This is a genomic window from Curtobacterium sp. 22159 (genome assembly GCF_052045775.1).
Lineage (GTDB): Bacteria > Actinomycetota > Actinomycetes > Actinomycetales > Microbacteriaceae > Curtobacterium.
On record NZ_JBQEPN010000001.1, the window covers coordinates 22,004 to 38,944 of the forward strand.

19 protein-coding genes and 1 tRNA gene are annotated in these 16,941 nt (G+C 66.0%); 7 read left to right on the top strand and 13 right to left on the bottom strand.

Going from position 1 to position 16,941, the window contains the following annotated elements; translation table 11 throughout:
• Positions 1-31 precede the first annotated feature (31 nt).
• Positions 32-484 (bottom strand): SRPBCC family protein, encoded by a 453-nt coding sequence (locus ACTJKO_RS00130; RefSeq protein ID WP_440684423.1) that lies wholly within the window; start codon positions 482-484, stop codon positions 32-34.
• A 73-nt stretch (positions 485-557) separates the two neighbouring features.
• Between ACTJKO_RS00130 and ACTJKO_RS00135 the strand changes: the two genes are divergently transcribed.
• Positions 558-1,100 carry an amino-acid N-acetyltransferase gene (locus ACTJKO_RS00135; protein ID WP_440684425.1) on the top strand — a complete coding sequence of 181 codons (543 nt, stop codon included), beginning with the start codon at positions 558-560 and terminating at the stop codon, positions 1,098-1,100.
• Positions 1,101-1,164: 64 nt separating this feature from the next.
• Complete coding sequence (locus ACTJKO_RS00140; protein WP_440684427.1) at positions 1,165-1,875, top strand: hypothetical protein; 711 nt, start codon at positions 1,165-1,167, stop codon at positions 1,873-1,875.
• Between the two features lie 122 nt (positions 1,876-1,997).
• Here the strand turns inward: ACTJKO_RS00140 and ACTJKO_RS00145 are convergent, their stop codons facing one another.
• Positions 1,998-2,204 carry a cold-shock protein gene (locus ACTJKO_RS00145; protein ID WP_213141932.1) on the bottom strand — a complete coding sequence of 69 codons (207 nt, stop codon included), beginning with the start codon at positions 2,202-2,204 and terminating at the stop codon, positions 1,998-2,000.
• A gap of 303 nt (positions 2,205-2,507) precedes the next feature.
• Here ACTJKO_RS00145 and ACTJKO_RS00150 point away from each other — a divergent pair, with 303 nt between their 5' ends.
• A complete protein-coding gene (locus tag ACTJKO_RS00150; protein ID WP_440684430.1) occupies positions 2,508-2,891 on the top strand; it encodes an SseB family protein in 384 nt (127 codons plus the stop codon).
• Between the two features lie 50 nt (positions 2,892-2,941).
• Here ACTJKO_RS00150 and radA read toward each other — a convergent pair whose 3' ends face one another.
• Positions 2,942-4,303, bottom strand: a complete 1,362-nt coding sequence (radA, locus tag ACTJKO_RS00155) for a DNA repair protein RadA (RefSeq protein ID WP_440684432.1) — start codon at positions 4,301-4,303, stop codon at positions 2,942-2,944.
• 10 nt (positions 4,304-4,313) lie between these two features.
• Positions 4,314-5,393, bottom strand: coding sequence for an SGNH/GDSL hydrolase family protein (locus ACTJKO_RS00160; protein WP_440684434.1), 1,080 nt, complete (start codon positions 5,391-5,393; stop codon positions 4,314-4,316).
• Positions 5,394-5,536: 143 nt separating this feature from the next.
• Here ACTJKO_RS00160 and ACTJKO_RS00165 point away from each other — a divergent pair.
• Positions 5,537-5,626 (top strand) — tRNA-Ser (locus ACTJKO_RS00165).
• A gap of 278 nt (positions 5,627-5,904) precedes the next feature.
• Here the strand turns inward: ACTJKO_RS00165 and ACTJKO_RS00170 are convergent.
• The 3 genes from ACTJKO_RS00170 to ACTJKO_RS00180 all read right to left on the bottom strand — a co-directional run bounded on the left by ACTJKO_RS00170 (position 5,905) and on the right by ACTJKO_RS00180 (position 9,970).
• Entirely contained in the window at positions 5,905-7,830 is a 1,926-nt protein-coding gene (locus ACTJKO_RS00170; protein ID WP_440684436.1) for a hypothetical protein, read from the bottom strand.
• Entirely contained in the window at positions 7,827-8,753 is a 927-nt protein-coding gene (locus ACTJKO_RS00175) for a hypothetical protein (RefSeq protein WP_440684438.1), read from the bottom strand. The genes ACTJKO_RS00170 and ACTJKO_RS00175 overlap by 4 nt, the downstream gene beginning before the upstream one ends.
• Positions 8,754-9,124: 371 nt before the next feature.
• Complete coding sequence (locus tag ACTJKO_RS00180) at positions 9,125-9,970, bottom strand: hypothetical protein (protein WP_440684440.1); 846 nt, start codon at positions 9,968-9,970, stop codon at positions 9,125-9,127.
• A gap of 89 nt (positions 9,971-10,059) precedes the next feature.
• Here ACTJKO_RS00180 and ACTJKO_RS00185 point away from each other — a divergent pair, with 89 nt between their 5' ends.
• Positions 10,060-10,341, top strand: a complete 282-nt coding sequence (locus ACTJKO_RS00185) for a hypothetical protein (protein ID WP_440684441.1) — start codon at positions 10,060-10,062, stop codon at positions 10,339-10,341.
• Here ACTJKO_RS00185 and ACTJKO_RS00190 read toward each other — a convergent pair.
• On the bottom strand, positions 10,338-10,814 hold the full coding sequence (locus ACTJKO_RS00190; protein ID WP_440684443.1) for a hypothetical protein: 477 nt from the start codon (positions 10,812-10,814) through the stop codon (positions 10,338-10,340). The genes ACTJKO_RS00185 and ACTJKO_RS00190 overlap by 4 nt on opposite strands.
• Before the next feature lie 92 nt (positions 10,815-10,906).
• Between ACTJKO_RS00190 and ACTJKO_RS00195 the strand changes: the two genes are divergently transcribed.
• Positions 10,907-11,290: a hypothetical protein gene (locus ACTJKO_RS00195; RefSeq protein WP_440684445.1), complete on the top strand. Its 384-nt coding sequence runs from the start codon at positions 10,907-10,909 to the stop codon at positions 11,288-11,290.
• Positions 11,291-11,326: 36 nt separating this feature from the next.
• Here the strand turns inward: ACTJKO_RS00195 and ACTJKO_RS00200 are convergent, their stop codons facing one another.
• The 5 genes from ACTJKO_RS00200 to ACTJKO_RS00220 all read right to left on the bottom strand — a co-directional run bounded on the left by ACTJKO_RS00200 (position 11,327) and on the right by ACTJKO_RS00220 (position 15,113).
• The gene (locus tag ACTJKO_RS00200; protein ID WP_440684447.1) at positions 11,327-12,196 is read right to left on the bottom strand and encodes a GIY-YIG nuclease family protein; all 870 of its coding nucleotides are present in this window, start codon (positions 12,194-12,196) and stop codon (positions 11,327-11,329) included.
• The gene (locus ACTJKO_RS00205) at positions 12,181-12,330 is read right to left on the bottom strand and encodes an Lsr2 dimerization domain-containing protein (protein WP_440684449.1); all 150 of its coding nucleotides are present in this window, start codon (positions 12,328-12,330) and stop codon (positions 12,181-12,183) included. The genes ACTJKO_RS00200 and ACTJKO_RS00205 overlap by 16 nt, the downstream gene beginning before the upstream one ends.
• Before the next feature lie 468 nt (positions 12,331-12,798).
• On the bottom strand, positions 12,799-13,776 hold the full coding sequence (locus tag ACTJKO_RS00210) for an alpha/beta hydrolase family esterase (protein ID WP_440684451.1): 978 nt from the start codon (positions 13,774-13,776) through the stop codon (positions 12,799-12,801).
• The gene (locus ACTJKO_RS00215) at positions 13,773-14,375 is read right to left on the bottom strand and encodes a TetR/AcrR family transcriptional regulator (RefSeq protein ID WP_440684453.1); all 603 of its coding nucleotides are present in this window, start codon (positions 14,373-14,375) and stop codon (positions 13,773-13,775) included. Before ACTJKO_RS00215 ends, ACTJKO_RS00210 begins: the two co-directional genes overlap by 4 nt.
• Before the next feature lie 12 nt (positions 14,376-14,387).
• The gene (locus ACTJKO_RS00220; RefSeq protein ID WP_440684455.1) at positions 14,388-15,113 is read right to left on the bottom strand and encodes a DUF998 domain-containing protein; all 726 of its coding nucleotides are present in this window, start codon (positions 15,111-15,113) and stop codon (positions 14,388-14,390) included.
• Between the two features lie 489 nt (positions 15,114-15,602).
• On the opposite strand from ACTJKO_RS00220, the gene ACTJKO_RS00225 reads away from it, so the two are divergent.
• Positions 15,603-16,832, top strand: coding sequence for an MFS transporter (locus ACTJKO_RS00225; protein WP_440684457.1), 1,230 nt, complete (start codon positions 15,603-15,605; stop codon positions 16,830-16,832).
• The last annotated feature ends 109 nt before the right edge of the window (positions 16,833-16,941 follow it).

Sequence of the window (16,941 nt, forward strand, 5' to 3'; positions counted from 1 at the left end):
CCGCGCCTCCCGTCCGTTCCGTGGTCGCGACTCAGGCCTGGACGTCTCCGCGCCAGCCGGGCTCGGTGGGCGCGTTCTCGACGCGCTCCTTGAAGTTCTGCAGGTCCTTCTTGACGGCGTGGCCACCGACGCCGACCGCGGAGCCGAGCTTCTCGAGGAGCCCGGTCGGCTCCCAGTCGATCTGCGCGGTGACGCGCGTCTCGGTGTCGGACAGCTTGTGGAAGGTGACGACACCGGCGTGCTCGGTCTCGCCGTCCTTGACGGCCCAGGCGACCCGCTCGTCGGGGTGCTGCTCCGTGATGACGGCGCGGAAGTCGCGCTCCTGACCGGCGACCTTGACGGTCCAGTCGGTGGTCTTGTCGTCCACCTGGACGATCTTCTCGACCTCGTCGAGGAACTGCGGGAACTCCTCGAATCGGGTCCACTGGTCGTAGGCCTGGCGGACGGGGACGTTGACGTCGACGGTTTCGATGATCTGAGGCATGCACCGGACGGTAGGCGGATGCGCCTGGGTGCCGTCCAGGGCGGTGTCCCCCGGGCGCACTAGGGTGATGAGGATGACTGAGCACGGGAAGCACGCGTTCCACGAACGGGACGAGCACGGCATCCTCGTGCGCCCCGCTCGCGCCTCGGACGTCCCGCACATCCAGCGACTCATCGCGCCGTACGTCGACCGCCGCATCCTGCTCGGCAAGGAGAACGTCGCGCTCTACGGCTCGATCCAGCAGTTCCGGATCGCCGAAGGCCCCGACGGCGTCCCGATCGGCTGCGGCGCCCTCGCCGTGTTCTGGGACGACATCGCCGAGGTCCGGACCCTCGCGCTCGACGCCGACTGGATCCACAAGCGGGTCGGGCACCGCATGCTCGAAGCGCTCGAGCACGACGCCCGAGCGCTCGGCGTCGCGCGGATCTTCTGCCTGACGTTCGAGGTCGAGTTCTTCGCCAAGCACGGCTACCTCGAGATCGGCGAGAGCGTCGTCTCGCCCGAGGTGTACGCCGAACTCGTCCGCTCGTCCGACGAAGGCGTCGCGGAGTTCCTCGACCTCGCCCGGGTGAAGCCGAACACGCTCGGCAACACCCGCATGCTGAAGATCCTCTGACGCTTTCGCCAGGCGTGCGGCGGGGTTCCCTCGTCGTGCGACCGCCGTTGTCTACCCTGTGCGCATGTCGTCGTTCCGTCACCCCGTCGGCCCCGAGAAGCCGAGTGTCTACTGGCGGCGGCGTGCGACCGTCATCGGGGTGCTGTTGCTCATCGTCGTCGTCATCGTGCTGATCGTCGTCGGTCGCGGCGGGGCGTCGGCGGACCCGAAGGGGGCGGGCGCGTCGCCCTCGGCGTCGGCGTCGTCGTCCACTGCTGGCTCGTCTGGTGCTGCGGGGGCAGGTGCTGGCGGGTCTGCCGCTGGCGGATCCCGGGCATCGTCGACCCCGTCGCCCTCGTCGACGGCGTCCGCGTCGTCCACGGCCGCCGACGGATCCACGTGCGCGAAGGGTCAGATCCAGCTGACACCGGTCATCGACAAGACCTCCTACGGGCCCACCGAGGACCCGAAGATCGCGATGTCCATCAAGAACACCGGCGCGAACTCGTGCCACATGGACCTCGGCTCGTCGCAGCAGGTCCTCACGATCAGCTCCGGCCAGGAGCAGTACTGGTCCTCGAAGGACTGCCAGACCGGCGGGACGAACCAGGACGTCACGATCAAGGCCGGGCAGACCCTCACCACGCCGGCGATCGCGTGGGACCGGACGCGTTCGTCGACGTCGACGTGCGACTCGTCGCGGCCGTCGGTGACCGGAGGGGGAGCGAGCTACCACCTGCAGGTCGCCGTGGGGAACATTCAGTCGAAGGACTCGGTGCAGTTCATCCTCGAGTGAGCGTGTCGGGCTGCCGGGCTGCCGGGCTTCGTCGGGTCGTGCGGTGCCGGCTTGTGTCGTCGGTGGGATGCAGAACGGGCCCGCCGTCCAGAGGACGACGGGCCCGTTCGAGCTGCGGGAGATCAGCCGATGACGGTGATGTTCTCCGCCTGCGGGCCCTTGCGGCCCTCGGTGATCTCGAACTCCACCTTCTGGTTCTCCTCGAGCGACTTGTAGCCGCTGCCACCGATCGCCGAGAAGTGGGCGAAGACGTCAGCGCTGCCGTCGTCCGGCGCGATGAAGCCGAAGCCCTTTTCGTTGTTGAACCACTTGACGGTTCCAGTTGCCATGATGGCGTTCCTTAACTTTCTTGCCAGTCGACGAGTGCTGTCGACTGCCTTGCGAAGCGGCATTCGCTGCCGCCGATCCAGCAACGGATGTCGTCAGATCGATGCGTCCCGCGGGCATGGACCGGCGGAACGGGTTCGGGGCCAGGCGGCCGGAGAAGGCCAGTGACCGATGGCGCTCGAGGTGCTGGGCACCGGAAGAACGATGGACTCCCGCCGGAGCGGTTGGTACCAATCTAGCGCGTCACGGCGACAAGGGAAGTGCCGAAGTCGCCGAACGGCCGTGAATCTGGTGGACTAGGGGCGATGGCAGACAAGGAACAGCGCTTCCGGAGCGAGCAGCTCGAGGAAGCCCTCGCGAAGCAGGACGTCGCGGCGGTGGCGTTCGCGCTGCGCAACGACATCGTGATCGTCCCGCGGCTCGTCACCGGCAAGAAGGACATGCAGGTGCGGGTGTTCGGGCGGGAAGGCACGGACAAGCGCATCCTGCTGCTGTTCTCGTCGGCGGACGCCTACACGGCGATGGTGCCCGACGAGAAGATCCGCCAGGTCATGGTCTACGACGGTCCCCGGCTCGAGGAGTTCCTCGCCGCGCACCTCGATTCGCTCGAGGGCGTGTTCTTCGACATCGCCGGTCCGCACACCATGCAGGCGACGCCGGAGGACCTGCTCGCCGCACTGCGCGCCTGATCGCCGGACCCGACCGGTCGGCCTCGGGTCCTGACCCGCTGCATCCCGCGTCAGAAGGCGCGGTCGAGTTCCCGCTCGCGCTCGTCGGCCGCGAGCGAGAAGGCGACGCGGAGGGCTTCGCGGAGGTGCTCCGCATCGGCCCCGAGCACCGTCGTGAAGCCGAGCCGGGCTGCCTCGCTCGCCCGCTGCTTCGCGCCCGTCGCCGGCCGGATCTCGCCCGCGAGGCTGATCTCGCCCACCGCCGCCAACGTGTGCGGGTAGGGGCGGTCGCGGGCGGCACTCGCGAGTGCGAGCGCGATCGCGAGGTCCGCGCCGGGCTCGGTCAGCTTCATGCCACCGACCGTCGAGACGTACACGTCGGCGTCGGACAACTTCAGGCCCGCGCGCCGTTCGAGCACCGCGAGCAGCATGGCCACCCGTGACGAATCGACTCCGTTGACGACCCGGCGCGGCTGCGGCGCTGAACTCGGGACGACGAGCGCCTGCACCTCGACCGGGAGCGCACGCCGCCCCTCGAGCGCCACCGTCACGCAAGTGCCCGACACCGGAGCGCCGTTCTTCGACATGAACAGGCCGCTCGGATCGGGGACTTCGTGGATGCCGTCGCCGGCCATGTCGAAGCACCCGACCTCGTCCGTCGGACCGAAGCGGTTCTTCAGCGCCCGGACGAACCGGAGCGCCGTCTGGCGGTCCCCCTCGAAGTGGCACACGACGTCGACCAGGTGCTCGAGCAACCGGGGGCCGGCGATCGTGCCGTCCTTCGTCACGTGTCCGACGATGAGCACCGGGAGCGCCCGGTCCTTCGCGACACGGATGAGGGTCGACGCGACCTCGCGCACCTGGGACGTGCCGCCCGCGATGCCGTCGACGGAACTCGACGAGATCGTCTGCACGGAGTCGGCGATGAGGAGGTCGGGCTGCACCTGGTCGATCTGCCCGAGGATGACGCCGAGGTCGACCTCGCTCGCCAGGTAGAGGTCGTCGTGCATGGCGCCGGTGCGCTCGGCGCGGAGCCGGACCTGGTCGACGGACTCTTCAGCGCTGACGTACAGGACCCGCTTGCCGGATGCAGCCGCACGGGACGCGACCTCGAGCAACAACGTCGACTTGCCCACCCCGGGTTCGCCGGACAGCAGTACGGCGGCCCCCGGGACGACACCGCCGCCGAGCACGCGGTCGAACTCGCCGATGCCGGTCTGCCAGCGTCGGACCGCTGTGCCGCGGGCCTCGGTGATCGGGCGGGCGACGCGGGTGCCGGCGACGGCGACCGGCGCTGTCCCGCGCGTGCTGGCCGACGCGGCGGACGAGTCTTCCACGGTGCCCCAGGACTGGCACTCGCCGCAGCGACCCACCCACTTGATGGTGGTCCAACCGCACTCGGTGCAGCGGTAGAGGGACTGGGGGCGTGCCATGGACGTCAGGCTAGGCCGTGCCGCCGACATCGCCGTCGCGGTCGCGCTCGGCTGGTTCGCGGTCTCCGTGACTGTGGTCGGCAACGTCGGGGTCGGTGTTGGGGGCGGTATCGGTGTCCGGGTCTGGGCCGGGCTCGGGGTCGGTTCGGTCGGGAGCGGCGAGTGCCTCGGGCAGCGTGACGGAGCCGGTCATTCTCTGGCGCAGACGGTCGATCCGCCCAGGACGGTCCAGGTGATCGAGCGCCTCGGCGCCGCCGGTGTCCTGCTCGGCGCGTGCTGTGGCGACCGCCGCAGCACCGGCACCGAGGTCCTCCGCCTCGCGCGCGGACAGGTAGTGCCGTATCGCCTCGACGACGTCCACCCGGGCGTCGATCGCCGGCTCGAAGGCACTCGCCCAGATCTCGTACCCCCGGTCGTTCGGGTGGAACAGGTCCCCGTAGCTGTTGAAGAACGTTCGTCGGAGGCCGACCCGTTTCGTGATCGTGTGCAGCGGCGCCACCGTCAGCCCGTACTCATCGGCCACGCGGTGCACGATCTCGTTCGCGACGGCGACCTTGCGCTCCCGGTCCGGCACGAACATGCACGGCAGCTCAGCGACGATGGCGTGCGACGGCACCGCCGCGTAGATCTCACGGATGTTGCGCTCGAACTTGTCCGGATGGAAGTCGGCGATGTCGTTCGCCCCGATCGACACGGTGCAGATGTCGGGGGAGTAGTTCCGGAGCTTCGGCAGCTGCTCCTTCCGGGCGCCCCACGTCGTCGCGCCCGACACGCTGAGGTTCACCACCCGCACCGACGTGCGGGAGCGGTGTCGGATGCGCCGCGCGAGCAGTCCGACGTACCCGCGATGGGGCTCCGTCGCTCCGACGCCCTGCGCGGCCGAGTCGCCGATCGCGAGGTAGGTGATCTGCCCCTCGTGTTGCAAGCGCTCACGCCACCAGTCGGCGTGCACGGGGAGCATGTCTACCACCCGTCGTGCGGCGGCACGCTGACCCCGGACGCCGGCGCGCGCACCGACCGCCGCGCCACCCAGGACCGACAGGCCACCGATGATCGACGAGAGGAGTGCGATGAGCGTGCGGGATCTCATGCGAGGGAGGTTACGCGGGCTTCATCGGCGCCAGGTCACGTGCCGCTGAGGTGTGGATGAAAGGGCTCGGGACGGCCGCCTGGGGAACGTCGGTCGGACGGCTGTGGTGCGAGGCGCCTCTCGGATCGTGTAAACTGTCTCCCGGTACCGTGTCCGAGCGGCCGAAGGATCATGTCTCGAAAACATGTGTGGGGGCAACTCCACCGTGGGTTCAAATCCCACCGGTACCGCCAACGGGCCGTTTGTGTTTCTGACCTCAACGGTTTGCGAAACTCGGCCCAAAAGAAGAACCCCCGGCTCCGGCCGGGGGTTCTTCTTGTTCTGAGGGTCTTCTGGCGAACGATCGGGGACATCGGAGGGGCGGTCTGGGTCATGTGTTGCCGCCGGAGGGCTCCGCGCTCGAGTTTTCGGGCGCGCTGAAGCACCCTGGACGCTCATGGAGCGTTTCTGGGCGCGGTGATGCGTCCGGGGTGCTGGTGGTGTTTGTTGAGTTCGGGAACGGCGGGCCGGTTTACGTGCGCTGCAGGGGGACGAGCTTCACGGGGTCAGGGTTGGCCTTGTAGTTGGAGCGGCCGAGCCGGTCACGTCGTCGCTGCAGGAGTTCGTGCTTCTGCTTACGGCGCTGTGGTGGTCGTCCTTCTTGGGTGCGCTTGTCGAGGATGTAGAGCTGGTGCTCGAACTCGATGATGCGTTTCATGTTCGTGGCGACCATGAGCAGCGCGAAGGCGAACTGCTGCGCGGCCATGCCACGCATGGGGCGGTGGGAGGACTTGTCGAGCTCGATGTCGTCTTTGACGGTGTCGTTGAGGCTCTCCATGGCGTTCCGGCCGACACGGTACGTGCGCCACCACTCCTTGCTGTGCCAGCGAAGCTTCTGCCGGTTCTTGACGTTGTCGCTCGCCTTCACCGTGATGGTGTTCTGGCAGCAGACCCGGTTCTCGTCCGCGAGTTGCGGCATGTCCCGCTCGTAGATTTGGGGCCGGTCGGCTTCTTCGGACGGCTTCGCTTTGAAGTGCAGTTCCCGTAGCGGGCAGTCGACCGTCGGTGACGGTCCGAGCGCGGGGCAGGCGAACCGCATCTTCGAACCGTCTTTCGCGCGGTCGTGCAGGTGCAGCTCGTAGTCTTCGCGCTGGAGGAGCTCTTTCCGGTGCTGTTCTTCGGTGATGGTGCCGTCGTCGAAGTTCTTCCCGGTCTCGAGAAGATGCTTCGGTGTGCCGGCGCAGAAGAAACGGTCGTCAGCGAACGGGGCGCCGCCGACGCCGTTGCTGATGCCGAGTTGCGAGCCGTGCTTGCCGCCCTTGTAGTCCTTGACGACGTCGATGTTGCGGTCGGCGAGGGGCTGGTGGAAGTTCTCTGTTGTGAGCTGGCTGTAACCACGGTCGAAGACGAGCCGGGTGATGTCGTATCCACGGTCGAGGAGTGAGTCGACGAGGGCGATGGTGTGCTCGCCGGTGCGCTTGTTCGGGGTGCCGAGGCTCGCGGCGCGGATGAGCTGCGGCGGAGCGCCTTCCTTGTCCGCGTCGGGGTCTTCCCGGACGTCGATGATGATGTTCGCCATGAACACCATCTCCCAGTCGGAGGCTTTGATGGTGCCTCCTTCTGCTGCGGGGTCGCGGTTCTTGCGGCTCTTCTTCCGAGGGAAGAGGTCTGCTTCCAGTTCGAGGACCGGCTTGTCGACTTCCTTGCCGGTGTACTCGTTCTGCATCGGCAGTTCTTGCTTGGTATAGCGGTCGCGAGCCCAACGGGACTGCTGGCTGCCGGCCCGCATGGTCGTCTGGTCAACGGAGAGCGCGGTCCGCTTCCGACGCCACTTCCGAGACTGCTGCATGAGCGTCATCTCGATGAGCGCATTGGTGAACCACTCGCCGCGGGCACGCATCTTGTCGACGTGGTCCAGGTCGAGGTTCTTCTCCCACTCGGTGCGCTCGGCGTACGTCATCGACGCCCAGCGCTTCCGGTTCCACCCATCAAACGTGTCGATGAGCCGGTGCAAGGCGCGGAACGCCAAGAAGTACCAGTCGCGGTACTTGCCGTCGTAGAGGTGGCTGATACCGAGTACTTCGCGTGCTTCTGGGGTGAGACGCGCTTCAAGCACGCGGCCCATGTCGCGGACGCGGACTGTGGAGTTTTCGATGACGAGGATGAGGGCGATGACGAGGATGACGGTGTCGTCGATGTGTGCTTTGCGTCCCCCGGGGGCGGCCCCGGAGGCGGCACGGTCCTCGGCCCGCCATCCCTGGATGCGCGTTACGACCTTGGACATGTGTACCCGGCTGAGCCAGGTCAGGACCAGGTCCGCATCGATGAGGGACTGCGCGCCAGCGCCAGCCTGCACTTCCCGGTCTGTGACCGAGTCACCGGTAGGCACGCGCCGCTGCGGCGGCAGGCTCGCTGCGACCTGCGCGTCCCAAGCGTTCCCGGATTCGTAGGTGCTCATCGGAGGTCACCTGCGCTGTTGATGGCCGACAGCGTGGTGTCGGTGCGCCAGCGGCCAGGTGACGTGTTCGTTTCGGATGTGCGGGTGGAGGGGCCTCCAGGCGGTGTGCGGAGCGCCGTCTCGTACTCGCCGACGTCGTCGAGGGACACTGCGTCGAGGTAGCGCTGCAACGAACTGAGACCGCCCCCGGCGACCGCCAGAACCACGGGGAGAGGAAACCGGCTGATGATGTCCATCAGCCACGAGTCGCGGAGCCGCTGGAGGTTCGGTGCGGGATGTCCGCCCATGTAGACGGTTCTGAATGCGGTGGGGCGGCCTCTGCCGGTGTTGGTCGGGTACAACAAAAGTTCGTCGTCGGGGAACCCGTGGACGTACTCGTCGAGGTAGTGCGTCCAGTCTGCCCGGACCGGGACCGTGCGTCGGCTGAGGTCACTGGCGACGCGGACGGAGATGCCGTCCGCTGTCAGGAGGACGTCCGCCCCGCGAAGGTTGAGGAGCTCACCGGTGGTCAGTCCGGCGCCGCCGGCGAAAGCGAGGGCAATGTGGGCTGCGCGCCGCTTCTGACCGTTCCGTACGGTGCGCGCCCAGGACTCCAATTCGGCGAGCTCCCGACGTGAATAGGGGGCGAGGTGCATCGTGGGACGGCCCCCGACCCCGCCGCGATGCCGTTCGACCCCGGCGACGGCGTTCGCGACACGGTAGAGCCGGGAACGCATCATCGTGCGAGTGCTTTCCGCCCCGGTGTGGCTTCGGATGAAGCGGTTCATCATCGACGGGTAGAACAGGTCGTCCCTGTCCAGCGGTGCATGCTGTTCGTTGGTCGCCCAAAGCACGTATTGCCCGACGGTCGAGACCAGTTCGACGCCGACGCGAGCGTTGGCGGGACCGTATGTGAGGACCGCGTCGACGACGAACTGCTGCACAGCTCGCCAATCCGTGGGCGCGACGTGCACTGGGCGATAGCGCATCAGAGCCTCCCGCACCCGCGTGTCGTGCTCGTTTCTTAGAGCAGAGTGTGCTACAGAATGCAGCGCTGCGGAAGTGCGGGTGTCGTGGTGCTTGCGATCGGCGGTCATGCCTGTCGTATGCGCGGTACCGGCGATCAGCCGGGATCAGAAGCATGAAATCCCAGATCAGGGATCGTTTGAGGGTATGTCATCCCGGGCGTGTCGTGTGGGTGATTAGCATGGTCGAAAGTCGGTCCTGCTTGAGGCGCCGGGTGGGACAACCTCGTGTCCCACCGGACCGCCAGGCATGGCGCGCTCGAGGTACTTGTGGGGCGCACCGATTCCGTTCACTCTTCGACGAAGGGCAGTACCCGGTCCAGCGCCTCCGCGGACTGGAGCCCGGCGATGCGCAGCAAGCCTTTCAGCGGAGTGCCGGTCTCGAGGTGATGCTTGAGCCAGGTTGCTCGCATGCGGCGCGCCTGTAGTTGCACGGCGGGACCGCTGTGCGAGACGAAATCGGTGATGAGGTTGATGTTGCTGCCACGTTGCTGGGTGCGGAACATCCACCCGTCGCCCGCGAGTAAGTTCCGTCGCGCCTGAATGCGGTGAGCCCAGTCCGGTATCACCGGCACAACGCGACCTGAGGTGCCCCTGACCGTGATGGACGGTCCGAGGTCGTTGACATCGGCGCTCCGCGCCGCGATGATCTCCGCGCCGGTGAGCCCCGCTCCGAGTCCGAGTGCGAGGAGCGCTCCGGCTGAGGTGCGCCGTTCCAGGGTTCGCTGCTGCCAGGCCCATGCATCGAGCACTGCGAGCTCAGCCGGCGTGTACGGCCGTGATGCTTCAGCTTTCCCGAGCGCTTTGAACTGGCCGGCTGCTTCCTCGCCGAGCAGGGCCTCGGAGACACGGCGTAGTCGCGCTCGGATGGTGTTGCGGCTTGCCCGGTTGTAGGTCGCCAGGTGGTGGTTCACAAATCGACCGATGTGGATGGGGTCGAAAACGACGCGATCTTCAACTGGGGCGTACGACGAGCGGGTGAAGTGCACCAGCCGTGTGACCGCTGGGTACAGCTCCTTCGCTGAATATGTCACGAGCGGCTCGACGCGGTCGATGACGCCATGCACATAGTCTTCGATGGCGGCCCAGTCCTCCGCGGGAAGCTGCGGGCGATACGTAGGTGGCTTGCTGTTCATCGCAGGGGCCGTTCGACGAAGTGTGCAGATGTGGCGTGGCGAAGGGGGGATTGGGCGTGCGCGCTCGCGCCGCCGAATACGCTGGCGGTATGGGACGTCCGATGCGGCAATCGCCGGCTGAACTCGCCGGGCAACCGTGGCCAGACGTGCCTGCCGACGATCCGCTCGCGGAGGTTGCCCGCCAGTTCGTGGTCAATGTTCGTGACGCTATGGGCGGGCGAAGTGTTCGTTCCGTGGCTGCTGACGTCGGCATGGGCAACGTGACGCTGCTTACCATCTTGGCTGGCAAAGCCTGGCCGGACCTTGCAACCATTGCACGGCTGGAAGCCGGCCTTGATGCCGAGCTGTGGCCGAGGCGGACCAGCCATTAAAGCCCCCAGACGACGGTCAGGAATGCGCCGTTCACACGAGTGATTTCCTCCGGCGTTCCGCCGAGGGCTTCCGGCAGTGACCATCGTGCAGCGGTCGCCGCTGCGAGAACCTGCATCGCGGACCACGTGGTCGGATCGGACGCGATCATCCGAGGCAGCGGTTCAACAGCGATGCCACGGCTCCGGTCGTGCAGAGCCCGGTCCGTGACCAGCGCCTCTAGGCCGACGGCGAGCTGCGCGCGCTCAGCGAGATCACCGTGGACGTGGGAGACCTGCTCCCAGGTTCGAAGATCGACGATCAACTGGGCCGACGCGTTCCGGCTCTGGGCCGTGAGCGTGAGCCAGTGCAGATCCTCTCGGACTGTCAGGATGGCACCCGCAGGCATCGTCACCGCTGTCGGCCAGGTGACGCAGGGCAGCGTCTGAACGTGCCAGAACTCCTGGCTCGCTCCGCGCAGCTCGCGAGCGCTCATAAAAAAGAGCATACCCCGATGCTTCACGTTCGGGCTCGGTCGTGATGCGGTGGCGCGCTGACGGCGGAATCGACAACTCCCCGCACGTGGCGGTGCGCAGCATCATCGTTCACTTCCTAGTCCTGCATCACCCGCGGCCGCCGATGCTGCAACGGCGAATCGACGCGGTCTGCGCCATGCCGCTCACCACGGGACCGAGGAAGATGACGCTCCGCATTTCCACCCTGGTCGACAGCGGCCACCACTCACACACGATGCGACGGCTCCAGCAGTGGCGCATCGACGAGCAGGCAGCCGTCATCAGACGAGCCGTGCGCGGCTCCGGCGTTCGCTGGATGGAGCCACTGATCTCGTCCGTGCCGTCCGCTGCGACCGATACACAGCCACGGGCGATTGCGCAGGCTCACTGCGCCGGGCTGCTGAAGTCCTCGCGAGAACTTGCGCGGGTCGATCGTCGTCGCGTCGGCGTTGCCTGAGCCGGTCAAGGCGCAGCTGCGCGAGGACGAGGATAGTCAGTTGTGGTTCATCCCATGGCGACGACTCGCAAGCGCGTTCTTCCAGAACTTCTCCCGCTGCACCACCAGTTCCGGCCGGGTCTTCGGGTCGAACACTTCCAGGATCGTGTATTGGAAGTTCGCGACGATGTAATCGTCGCCAAGCGTCTGTCGAAGCGCTTCGAACTCCTTGTTGCCGCCGGTCAGGTTCCGAACGTTCGCGTAGGCAGACCACCGCCCCCATAGGCCGTCGCTTTCCGCTGACGCCGACCCGATGTAGAGCTTGCCCGTCGCGGTGTCGGTGATGACGTAGACACCCTTCACGCTCGACAGCGCCTCCCGCCAGCTCGGCTCTCCGTAGGCGATGATGCGCTGCATGCTGGCATGCGAGAGGAGCACGTACTGGTACCCGGGGAAACCGCCGAGCTTCACTTGGGGCGAGAGCTCGAACACTTCCGGGTTCAGCGGACCGTCCTGCAGCGACTCGTACCGCCTCAGATAGACGTCTCGGCCAATCGGCTTCGCAAGGCGGATCACAAGCCGCTTGATGTACTCCGCGTATTGCGGCAATGGGCGTAGCGCGTAGCCCGTCCCGTCATAGACGGCCGGCTCCAGCGCGGTCACTCCGTAGAAGCCGCCGAACACGAAGTACTGCGGACCATGCGAGGGAAGCTGCGCGAAACTGAGGACGTATCTTGCGTCGCCATAGGTGTTGCTGGGCCCACGATCGCGGTACCGGTTGAGGTCGAGCCAGCCCTCCTCGTCATCCAGCAAGAGGTCCCACGCAGCCGAACCTCCAACTCCGGCCCGCATGTTGAACTTCACCTTCGTCCGCGATGGGTCAGGCACTGGCAGGAAATCAGTAAAGGTGATCATCTCGTCCCCCATGTTCTCGATCCACAACAGCGTAGCCGGAACAAGAGAGATGCGTTGCCATCGGTAAGGTCGATCTCGTAGCTATTTCCGTCAAAAGCGAATTGGACGGTACGCCCCTTACTACCTTCGATGATATCGCCCGCCAAATCGTCGACGAGTTAGGTGGTGACTTTCTGTGCCATGCGCGGCTCCTTGACAAGCAGTTGTCCTCTCACGGTGGCACAAACTTCGACGGTGCGTCGCCATCGTCCGAAGAAGAACTTTCCCTCGCCGAGCCCCGCGCGCCTTTGGACACGAGGGAAGCATTAGGAACATGACTGATAGCTTTCTTCTGAGTATCAGTTCTCGTCCATGAAGATGCCTGTGTGTTGATCACGTCGTATCGCCTCATGCCGTGATCAAGTGTTGATTTGAGTTTGCTGATCTGAGGTGACCTTCACTGCGAGGTGCTGAGGGGCTGATGTCGGCGTCGTCACTGTCCGAACGCGAAGATGGCCCGAACTCGATGGGGGGACCGAGTTCGGGCCGTTCTCACCAGCCGCTCGACCTGGGGCGGTGAGGTGCAATCCGTCTCGGGACGGCTGGAGCCGGATTGCTACCCAATAGTCGCGTGTTTACTTGCGTAAAGCAACCCGCGTTCGCGGGTCTGAGTGGTCCCGAAAGAACTTCCAGATGAGTGCGGTCGCAGAGATGGAGTCGTTAGTTGGCCCGGGGCCGCTGTGCGCGTGCGCTCCGGGCCACGTGTGACCGCCGGCGTTGATCCGGTAGTGAACGACTGTGGTTCGTTCGGCGCAATCCGACCAGGTGAGTCGCGTCACCGAGGACGTGATGTGTCGCGTCGAGCTTGTCTGGCAGCGGTCCGTGGCTGCCCATCCGCGAAGCCAGGTTGTGATGGGAGGGTAGGCGCCGCCTGCTCCCGATCCACCGTTGTAGTGAATGACTGGGTCGGCGGTGCCGTGGAACTCGAGGATTGATGCCGGTGCGCGGGTACACCCTGAGTCTGTTCCCGAATAGAAGGCGCCGTCGACCATGGCGAAGGCTCCGAACATGGACGGGTCGCGGCATGCCAGGAGTGCTACGAACCCCCCTCCGTTGCTGATGCCCACCGCGTCGATACGTCGTGTGTCAATACATGCACGTTGCTCGACCGCGCTGATCAGCTGCTGCGTGAACGAGATGTCGTTCGCGTCACTCGCGTATGGCGCGCCCTCCCACGCGCGCTGGCCGTCGTTCTCGACGCCGTCGGGGTAGGCGACCCACGCGGCGAGACCCGACAAACCCGAGTAGCGCTGGAGTTCCGCGCCGTTCTGACCGCGGCCATGGAAGGCGACGATCAACGGGGCCGGACGCGTCGTCACCTTCGGTGCCGAAAGTCGGTATGTGCGATCACGGTGGCCGACAACGAGGTGCAGAACGCTGGTGCTCTCCGGAGCTGAAGCGCTCGTTGTGCACCCGTTGGCGTGTGTCTCAGCGTGCTGGGCTTGCCCGGAGGTCGGCGTTGAAGGCAGCCGGTTGCTGGGACTGGCACAGCCAGCGACCGCGATCACTACAGCGACGGCTAGTCCCGCGGCGGCCACGCGCCCGCGCTTCACGTTCGGTCCTGTTCGATGCGGCGGATCAGCCCGTCTACGAGGGCAGTGAGCCGCCCGATCACGTCCGGATGGTTCTGCTCGAGCACGCCGAGAACCGAACCGCCATCGATCAGTGCTGCACAATCGTCGGCCACGAGTTCGTCCCGAGTGCCTCGTCGAAGCTCACCTCGGGATCTTGCTTCGGAGAGGCACCCCAGGATGAGGCGGCGCAGGGTCGCTGCCGATTCCGCTCGTGTTCGCCGAAGGCTGGAATTCGTCGCGATGACTCCGATGAACGCGAGGTCCACCTTCGCCTCGAGAACACGCTCCTCATCGAGGGGAAGCGCTTCGAGAAGCGCGGTGCGGAGAGCCACGAGACCGCTCATCCCGCGCGTGTGACGGATGACCCGCTCTAGTGCCCGGTCATACGCTGCGCGGTGAGCATCACGAATCAGATCTTCCTTGCTGCTGAAGTAGTGCGCGAGAACTCCGAGCGAGATGTCGGCTTCAGCCGCCACCGAACGCAACGTGACGGATTCCAGGCCGCCCCGCGCGATTACGCGCCACGTCGCGGTGCTGATCTCGGCTCGGCGCTGCTGCCGATCCACTGTCCTTGGCATTGGGACCGCCTCTCAGCGTCCGGACGGAGACACGGAGACGCGAACCGCCGTCGTCAGCGGCGCTGGCGCAGTTGCGGCCGTGACGAGGGCGACGAGCCGCCCGACACCGGTTGCCGCCAGCCAGATCGGCAATGGCCAGAGAGAGATCCGCTCCCAGATACCGAGGGGAACTCCGATGAACGCGCCGCTGTCTTCCGCGAATGCTGTCGCAACGATCCCGACGATTGCAGCAAACGCGACGCCAAGGGTCAACACCCCCACTGTGTGACGCCCCTGGCGGAGCGCCTTGACTCCGAGAATCGCCAGCCCCGCCGTCATCGCAAACGTCTGCAGCGCCGCCGCGAGGCTGTGCACAGTGAAGTTGACGTTCTCCGGGACTACACCGACAAGCGCGGTCCCAACGCCGCCGAGACCGACGAGAAGGTACGCCGCCCGAGTGCTTCGGCGCAGGGAAGGGCCGATCGCGAACAGCACCGAGCCGATCGCCCACACCGCCCCCCAGGTCACGAACGAGAAGTTCATGACCGCGTGCAGCGGCGAGCAGACGTACATCGCCGACCCCGCGGGGAAATGGCCGCAGGCCGTTGCGCCGAGATCGCTGACGTAGTTGTGGGCCAACGAGTACGGAGTTCGCCACGCAGCTTGCGCGGCGAACTGCGCGAGGAACCACAGCAGGCTCAGGAACCAGAGCAGGGCTGCGGTGATTTCAGTGCGTGGGTGATGGGAGTGCGTGGTCATGACAAACCTTCCTAGATCAGATGATCTGAATCATGCACCTCTACTCGCCTCAGGCAAGCCAAGACGGGGGTTCCTGAAGTAGATCGAAGTTCATGCTCGGACAGCGCACATGTCGTCACGGGCCCTCCCGATGTGCCGGCGAAGGGAGCAAGCTTCGGCGTGACGCATGGTCCCGGGTCCTGGCGCATGCTCAGTTGCCGCTGCGTCCAGCGGCTCTGCCCTCGCACATGCCGCGATGGCATCGCGCTTGCGGGGCGGCAGTCAGCGGTGTCGAGTCCCAGCGCTGATGCTCCTGGGCTCTTGGCGGGCGCGCGAGATGAATGATGGTGCGAACGCTCAGGAGAGCACGCGTTAAGCAAGCTAAATCTCACCTCGTCGGCGTTTGCTCGACTTCACGGCGTGGCGGGTGGCCACTTCTCGCGGTCCGCGCGCTTTGCAGAGTCAGCAGCGCCGACCAGCCTCAGGCGCTTTCGGCGGAGGGAACTGTTCGTGACTACAGCCAGGATCGATCGCGACGGCCCCGGGGCGATGGCAGCCTTCCGTGTCCCCAACTACCGCCGATTCACCAGCGGGCAGGCGCTGAGCTTGGTGGGCTCGTGGACGGAGACGATCGCACAGGCCGTTCTGGTCCTGTCGCTCACGAGATCACCGCTCGTCCTAGGAGTGACCACCGCCGCGCGCTTCTTACCCGTGCTGCTGTTCACCCCGTACGCGGGGCTGATTGTCGACCGCCACGACAAACGTCGAACACTGATGGCAACGCAGATCCTCCTCGCTGCGGTCTCGCTTGCCGTCGGAGTATCGGTGCTGCTGCACACAATCGCCGTATGGCAGATCGTGGCCGCTGCACTCGCGTTCGGTGTGCTCACCGCGCTTGATAATCCGGCACGCATGGCGCTCATCCCAGAATTGGTTGGGGCGGATCTTCTTCGTAGCGCAGTGACCTTGAACAGTATTTTCGCGAACGTCGGACGTGCGATCGGACCCGTCGTCGCTGCAGTTCTCGTCAGCACTGTCGGAGTGGGGTGGTGCTTCACGGTTAATGCGGCGAGCTTCCTGCTCGTGGTCGTCGGCCTGCTCTCGCTGCGTTCCGACCAGCTTCATCCTGCCCGGAGCGTCCGGCGTTCACGCAGCCAGATGCGGGAGGGACTTCGCTACGCCCTCAGTGACGCTGATCTGATCGGGCCTCTCTTGATGATGGCATTCGTTGGGACGTTCACCTATGAGTTCGAAGTCACCATCCCCGTCTTCACGGCAAGCTCACTCGACGCGCCCGCGGCAGCGTACGGGTGGCTGACAGCAGCATTCGGAGGAGGCGCGGTGATCACGGGTGTCGTCCTCGTTCGCCACCCGATCCGCGGCTTGCGTAATCTCATCATCGTCGCAATCGTCTATGCGGGAGCGATGGCGTGGGTCGCGTTGAGTCCCGATCTCGCTGCGGCCATCGCTGCCATGGCGGTCACAGGTGCTTGCAGCATCGCCTTCCTAACAACTGGCAATTCCACGATCCAGCTCAATGCCCCGCCGCAGATGCGGGGGAGGCTGACTGCGCTGTGGACAACGGCGTTCACCGGGAGCACCCCAATTGGGGCGACACTGCTCGGGCTACTCATCCAGGATGGCGGCGCCCGGACTGGTTTGAGCGTGGGGGCAGGAGCGTGCGTCTGCGCGGCAATAGTGGGTGCGTTGGTCCTTCGGAGGTTCACCAGAGCCGCTTGAGCGCTGCGCTACGACCTAGGTGTTATAGGCACCCACGCCAGCGGGTGCCTGCGGCGAAACGCTGTCGTGGCGCACGCTGGCGGGGCTGACACGGATCGGTCTACTACTG